Origin of the sequence: Novosphingobium sp., from assembly GCF_027489515.1 — a bacterium.
GTDB lineage: Bacteria > Pseudomonadota > Alphaproteobacteria > Sphingomonadales > Sphingomonadaceae > Novosphingobium.
In genome coordinates this window covers 1-6,905 of the sequence record NZ_JAIXZS010000112.1, presented here as the reverse complement: position 1 = coordinate 6,905, position 6,905 = coordinate 1, and the positions used below count along the sequence as shown (strand labels likewise).

6 protein-coding genes and 1 pseudogene are annotated in these 6,905 nt (G+C 68.3%); 4 read left to right on the top strand and 3 right to left on the bottom strand.

Features of this window, described 5'->3' with window-relative positions:
* Window positions 1–71 precede the first annotated feature (71 nt).
* Window positions 72–626 (bottom strand): F0F1 ATP synthase subunit delta, encoded by a 555-nt coding sequence (locus Q0082_RS19515; protein WP_298195271.1) that lies wholly within the window; start codon window positions 624–626, stop codon window positions 72–74.
* A 169-nt stretch (window positions 627–795) separates the two neighbouring features.
* Entirely contained in the window at window positions 796–2,364 is a 1,569-nt protein-coding gene (locus tag Q0082_RS19510) for a serine protease (RefSeq protein WP_298195270.1), read from the bottom strand.
* A 123-nt stretch (window positions 2,365–2,487) separates the two neighbouring features.
* On the opposite strand from Q0082_RS19510, the pseudogene Q0082_RS19505 reads away from it, so the two are divergent.
* From Q0082_RS19505 to Q0082_RS19495, 3 genes and pseudogenes are all read left to right on the top strand, one after another.
* Window positions 2,488–3,021, top strand: a pseudogene (locus tag Q0082_RS19505) (methylated-DNA--[protein]-cysteine S-methyltransferase); the annotation flags it as partial.
* A gap of 81 nt (window positions 3,022–3,102) precedes the next feature.
* Entirely contained in the window at window positions 3,103–3,606 is a 504-nt protein-coding gene (locus tag Q0082_RS19500; RefSeq protein WP_298195269.1) for a ferritin family protein, read from the top strand.
* A 101-nt stretch (window positions 3,607–3,707) separates the two neighbouring features.
* On the top strand, window positions 3,708–4,493 hold the full coding sequence (locus Q0082_RS19495; RefSeq protein WP_298195273.1) for a kinase: 786 nt from the start codon (window positions 3,708–3,710) through the stop codon (window positions 4,491–4,493).
* Here the strand turns inward: Q0082_RS19495 and Q0082_RS19490 are convergent.
* Window positions 4,478–6,658, bottom strand: coding sequence for a primosomal protein N' (locus Q0082_RS19490; protein WP_298195268.1), 2,181 nt, complete (start codon window positions 6,656–6,658; stop codon window positions 4,478–4,480). The two genes, Q0082_RS19495 and Q0082_RS19490, sit on opposite strands and share 16 nt — an antisense overlap.
* Window positions 6,659–6,789: 131 nt before the next feature.
* Here Q0082_RS19490 and Q0082_RS19485 point away from each other — a divergent pair.
* Window positions 6,790–6,905, top strand: a 116-nt coding sequence (locus tag Q0082_RS19485) for a transaldolase family protein (protein WP_298195272.1), incomplete at its 3' end; no start/stop codon positions are given.

Sequence of the window (6,905 nt, the reverse complement as noted above, 5' to 3'; positions counted from 1 at the left end):
TCCTTGATGACCTTCGAGATTTCAGCTGCGCGGATTTCCATGGAAACGCCTTTCGTAAAACTTTTGAGGCTTCAGCCCTTCATGGCCTGGGCGAGCGAATTGAGACGGGTGCGGATCGAACCATCGATCATGCGGCTGCCGATCTGGACGACGAGACCGCCCAGAATAGCCGGATCGACATGAGCCTTGACCGTGACGGAACGGCCCTCGCGGGCCTTGAGCTTGTCGGCGAGTTGCGCAAGCTGCACTTCGTCGAGCGGGTGCGCGGTGGTCACTTCGGCGGTCACTTCGCCGCGCGCGGCAGCGGCGATTGCGGTGAACGCACGCACCACGTCGGGCAGCGAGGCAAGGCGGCGGTTGGCAGCCAGCACGCCGAGGAACTTGCGGGTAAGGTCGCCGAGCTTCAGATAGTCGGCCACCGCGTCGATCGTCTTGGCGGCAACATCGCGCGAAACTTCGGGGTTCTTCAGCAGCGCGGCGAGGTCGGCCGATTCGCGCACTGCAGCGCCAAGGGTGTCGAGGTCGGTTTCGACCGCCGTCACAACCCCGTGTTCGCCCGCCAAGTCATAGAGCGCGGCCGCATAACGTCCCGCCAAGCTGGCCGTAATCCCGCCGGAAATCTCCACGCGCCTTGGTTCCCTTCGTCCAGGATGGATCGCAAATGTTGAATGCAGGGGCCATCTAGCCGCGCACAGTGTACGCACGGCCTGCAATGGGGGCGCGCCTAGCAACCAAGTCCCCGCCTGACAAGATGCCAGTTGCCGATTCCCGGGACAGGGTGAAAAGCAGCCCCGATCAGGGCGCCGGTTTGCAGCTGTAGCGCAGCCTTTCGTTGGGCTCTGCCGGAAGCATCGCGCGGATTGCCCCTTGTGCCTCGCCCAGCGCGCGGACCGCAGCTTCGTCCACGCCGCAGGCCGGCGCTGCCAGCTTGGCGCGCGCCGCCCGCGCAGCCGTCATTGCGTCCAGCCCCATCAAATAGCGCTCGACGGTGTATTCGCGCCGGTCGGGATCGAACCGAGTGACCGAGATCGTCGCCTCGCCCTGCGGCACGAGCACACGGCTCCAGCCATCCCCGGCAAGTCCGTACTGCGTCCGTCCGTTGACGCAGCCGCCCGGTGCCCAGGTCAGCGGCACGTCGGTCACGTCTGATATTGTCACGCGGCTGCGCTGCGGATCGAGCACGCAGACAAGCCTGGCTGGCGCATCCGCCGCGCTTGCGCTGGCCTCCTGCGTAGGTCCCGCCTGCGCCTTCGCGCGCTCTTCCGCGATCATGTCCTTCGCCCGCTCGTCGATCAGGCTCAGCGGTGGACGCAGCAGCCAGGTGCCCACCGCCGCCACCGCCAGCAGCCCCGCCACGCCGCCCGCGATCTTCACTTCACGCTGCTTGCCCCGCTGGAACAGGACAAAGGCCGCCGCGCCCGCCGCGACCGCGGCGACCAGCAGCACCGCCGCCAGCGCGAGGCCGTTGTCGCGTTCGGACAGGATTTGCAGTTCTGCATCGTGCTGCGCCTTGGCGGCAAACTCGGCCTGCGCCGACTTGCGCGCCTCGGCTTCCGCTGCGAGCCGCGCCTGATCCTCTGCCCCGCGCGCCGCATCCGCGCGATCGAGATCGGCAAGCGAGGTGCAGGGCGTGCCGCTGGCATGTGGGGTCACTCCGGCTTCCTGCAGGAACGCTGCCAGCTCGCGCATCGAGATCGCGAAATAGAACGCCGAATCGGTCGTGTTCTCGCTCACCGTTCCGAAGCTGTTGACCCCCAGCACCCGCCCGCATGCATCGAGCAGCGGCCCGCCCGAGTTGCCCGAGCCGATTGGCGCCGTGTGCAGGATCGTGTCGAACTCGCGCGAGGAGCGCCCCGCCGAAACATAGCCGCGCGTCTTCACCGCCGCCTGTGGGCTGACGAGATCGCGCATCGAAAGCCCCTCGGCCATATCGACATTGCCGGGATAACCCACCGCAAAGACTTCCTCGCTGTCCGTCGGTGCGCCGGAAAACAGCGTCAGCGCATTGAGCGCCGCGCCCGGCTTGAGCTTCAGCAGTGCGAGATCGCGATTGGGGGCATAGGCGGCAATCCTTGCGGCAAAGCCGCCGCGCCCTTCGGAGGGGACGACCCCGGCAACGATCCCGTCGCTGCCGCGCAGGTCCGCCACGACATGCGCGTTGGTAACGACGAGATCGGGTGCGATGGCAAAACCGGTGCCGTGGCTCACGAGCCGCGCCGCACCGCCGTCGTACTGGATCAGCACCACGCGCACCACGCCCCGGCTGGCGGCAGCGATATCGCCGGGATCGGCCGTCCCTGCGCCCGGCAGCGCAGCAAGGAGGAGAGCGGCAAGGGCGGTCAGCAGGCGGCGGAGCAAGGTCATTGGTCCCGGTTCTCGCCGGGATTTGATTAGACCGCAAGCAGCGGGAAGCACCGCGTCGGCATTCGCGCTATAGACTGGCTCACACGACGCCGCAGGAGCACCGCCATGAACCCGACCGAACCGACCCCCTCCGCCTGGACCGATGGCGGGCGCGGCGCGGTTATCCATTGGGATGTCGCGAAAACCTCGCTGGGCCCGATGCTCGTTGCGGCGACGGCCAGGGGCGTCTGCCGCCTTTCCTTCGGCGAGGACCCCGCCGTCCTTGCCGAACGCTTTCCCAAGGCGGAGCTGGTGCAGGGCGGCGCGGACTTCGCGGCGATGCTCGCCGAGGTGATCGCCGCCGCCGAAGCGCCGGGTGAGACCGACTTCACCCATATCCCCGTCGATGTCGCCGGCACGCCGTTTCAGGAAAGCATATGGCAGGCGCTGCGCCGCATCCCCAAGGGTGAGACGCGCACCTATGCCCAGCTCGCCGCCGAAGTCGGTCGCCCGGGTGCGGTGCGCGCGGCAGGCTCGGCCAACGGTGCCAACCACGTCTCGCTGCTCATCCCCTGCCACCGCGTGATCCGAACCGATGGCAGCCTTGGCGGCTACGCCTGGGGGCTTGAGATCAAGGCGAAACTGCTCGAACGCGAGGGCGCGCTCCTGCCGCTTTAGCCGCGCGATTAAATCGCCTTTCCTTGCCGGCCGCCGCTGATGTACGCTCCCCCGGAATCAGAACATCAAGGGAGACCTCACATGCCCACCGTCACGCTCGAGCCGGGAATGCCGCAGACCATCGGCGAAGCGTTCGCTCATATCGGCACCGTCACCGCGCCCACGGTCATGGACATCAAGGTCATGTGCCTCGTCGAGGCAGCGAGCAAGGAGCTCTACCGGGCCACCGCTGCAGGTGCCGAGAACCCCGCCGTCGCCGATCTGCTGCGCACCAACGGCGACGAGGAGTTCGTCCACGCCCGCCGCGCCGCTGCCGTGCTCAAGGTGCTGACGGGCGAGGATTTCACGCCACCCGAGGCCGATGCCAACCCCTACCTTGCCAGCGGCGTGTTCCCCATCGGCGAGCTCACCCCGCCCGCGCTGCGCAAGCTTGCCCAGACCGAGTTCGACGGCGAAACGCTCTATGAAGGCTGGGCCGCCAGCATCGGCAATGACGAGGCTGCCGCGCTCCTGCGCGCCAATGGCAAGGAAGAAACCGACCACGGCAACCGCCTCCTGCAGGCGGCAGCATTGCTGGAGGGGTGAGGGCGCAGCAGTCCGCTATCGACGCGCTGATCGCTGCCGAGGGCCTGCCCGCGAGCTATCGTGCGACGATCGAAGCGCACTGGCGCCCACTCGCCGCATGGATCGCCGCGCGCCGCGCTACGCAGGAAGGCGCGCTGATCGTCGGCGTCAGCGGTTCGCAGGGCAGCGGCAAGTCCACACTGTGCCGGATGCTCGAAATGCTCCTGCGCGAAAGCCATGGCCTCCACGCCGCCACGCTTTCGCTCGACGATCTCTACCTGACCCGCGCTGAACGGGCCGCGCTTGCGCGGACTGTCCACCCCCTATTCGCCACACGCGGCGTGCCCGGTACGCACAATGTGGCGCTCGGCCTTTCGCTGCTGGGAGCGGTGCGGGCAGGACGTGCGCCCCTTAAGCTGCCGCGCTTCGACAAGGCAAAAGACGACCGCGCGCCCGAGGCGGAATGGCACAGATTCGCCGAGCCTCTCGACGTCCTCCTCTGCGAAGGCTGGTGCCTCGGCGCCCGCCCGCAAGCGGAGGACGTCTTGGCCGCACCCATCAATCGCCTCGAGGCGGAGGATGATCCGGACGGCATCTGGCGCCGCCATGTCAACGCCGCACTCGCCGGCCCCTATCGCGCGCTGTTCGAGGAGCCCGATTGCCTGATCATGCTCGCGCCCCCCGGTTTCGAGGCGGTGCTCGGCTGGCGGCAATTGCAGGAAGCCAAGCTGCGCGAACGGACCGGCCTCGGCATGTCGGAGGCTCAAGTCGAACGCTTCGTGATGCACTACGAACGCTTGACCCGCGACTTGCTGGCCGACCTGCCGTGCCGCGCCGACGTTGTTATTGCGCTGGCGGAAGATCACGCTGTCCGCACGGTTCGCTTTGCCGCTCAGACGAACGAATAAGGGTCGATATCGACGGCTACGCGCACCCCCGGCGGAAAGCGCAAGGGGGCGAGCCAGCCCCGGATCAGCTTCTGCACTTCGGCCGAACGGCGCGCCGCGATCAGCAGACGGTAGCGGTGCCGCCCGCGCAGCAGCGAGAGCGGGGCAGGGGCTGGGCCCAGGATGAGGACGCCGGGCTCGTCGGGCCGGGTGCCGCCGATCGCGCGCGCCGCCTCGCGCGCTTCGGCTTCGTCCTCGCTCGAAACGATGATCGCGGCCCACCGGCCAAATGGGGGCGCGCCCGCCTCGCGCCGCGCCTCGGTCTCGGCCTCGTAGAAGGCATCGCGCGATCCGCTGGCGAGCGCGGCGATGACGGCGGCCTTTGGGTGGCGCGTCTGAATCAGAACGTCGCCAGCCTTGGCCCCGCGCCCGGCGCGCCCGGCCACTTGCGCGATCTGCTGGTAGGTCCGCTCTGCCGCGCGCAAGTCTCCGCCATCGAGCCCCATGTCGGCATCGACTACGCCGACCAGCGTCAGCTCGGGAAAGTGGAAACCCTTGGTGACCAGCTGCGTCCCCACGATGACATCGATCGCCTTGGCCTCCGCCTGTGCCACGAATTCGGCAGCAGCGGCCGGGCTCGCCAGCGTATCGGAGGTGACGACCGCAACCCGCGCGCCCGGCAGCAGCTCGCTCACCTCGTCGGCGATCCGCTCTACGCCGGGGCCGCAGGCGACGAGGCAGTCCGGCTCGCCGCACTCGGGGCAGACCGGTGGCGGCGGCACCTCATGCCCGCAGTGATGGCAGGCGAGGCGCTGGGAAAGCCGGTGCTCGACCAGCCAGGCCGAACAGTTGGGGCACTTGAAGCGGAACCCGCAGTGCCGGCACAGCGTCAGCGGTGCATAGCCACGCCGGTTGAGGAACAAGAGGCTCTGCTCGCCCTTGGCCAGCCGGTTCTGCAGCGCCTCCACCAGCGGCGGCGCCAGCCAGCGTCCGCGCGGTGGCTGCAGTTCGGTGAGGTTGACCACTTCGATCCGCGGCAGTTGCGCCCCGCCGAAGCGGCTCGGCAGCACCAGCCGCTTGTAGCGCCCGGCCTCCGCCATCTGCAGGCTTTCCAGCGCCGGGGTTGCGCTTGCCAGCACCACCGGCACGCCCTCGAAGTGTCCGCGCATCACCGCGACGTCGCGGGCGTTGTAGCGCACGCCGTCATCTTGCTTGAACGCGATCTCGTGCGCTTCGTCGACCACCACCAGTCCCAGATCGGCAAACGGCAGGAACAGCGCCGACCGCGCGCCGACCACCACTTTCGCGCCGCCAAATGCCACCTGTCGCCACGCCCGCCGCCGCTCCGAGGCCTTGAGCGAAGAATGCCAGGTGACGGGCGCCACGCCAAACCGTGCCTCGAACCGCCCCAGAAACGCTGCTGTCAGTGCGATCTCGGGCAGCAGCACCAGCACCTGCCGCCCCGCCTCCAGCGCTGCCGCCACGGCCTCGAAATAGGTCTCGGTCTTGCCCGAGCCGGTCACGCCATCGAGCAGAAACGGCTGGAACTTCCGCGCCCTGACCGCCGCCACCATTTCGGCGGCCGCCTCCGCCTGTTCGCCTTCCAGTTCTGGCTGGGCGAAGCGCGGATCGGGCTCCGGATAGGGCCGGTCGCTGTCCACCAACACGGCCTCCAGCAAGCCTTGTCCGAGCATGCCGCGCAGAACGCCTTCCGAAACCCCGGCGATCTCGGCCAGCTCGCGCATGGTCGCCTGCTCGCCCTGCAGCAGATCGAGCGCCTGCAGCCGCTGCGGCGTCATCCGCGCGGGCTCCGAGCCATAAGTTCTAGAGGGGGTGAGGCGGTATTCAGTGACAGTGCCGCTGCCTTTGAGCGCCGCACTGCTCGACAAGGCCATGCGCGCCACGGCGGAGAGCGGCGCGAGGTAATAGTCCGCCGTCCAAGCGATCAGGCGGCGCAGCGGCGTAGGAAGCGGCGGCACTGGCAGAACTTCGAGAATGCTGCGTAGCTTGTGCGCCGGATAGTCGTCGCCCGGCAGATCGCCGTCATCCCACACCAAGCCAAGGATCTGGCGCGGCCCCAGCGGCACCACCACCACGCTGCCAGTCGGCGCATCCATCCCCTCGGGCACCCGGTAGTCGAGCGCGCCGAGGGCGGCGTTGAAGACAATGCAGCGCGCGCGGGTCATGCCCCCATCTAGGCATTGCCGTCCTTCGGGGCAAAGCCGCCCTTCACCGAAAGGGTGGAAGAATGACAGGCTACACAGCGCCCGCCCGCGCGCTATAGGGTTCGCAGAATCGCATACAGGATCCGCCTCCCATGAAGTTTTTCGTCGACACTGCCGATACAGCCGAGATTGCCGACCTTGCCTCCACCGGCCTGCTCGACGGCGTGACCACCAATCCTTCGCTGATCGCCAAGGCGGGGCGGGATTT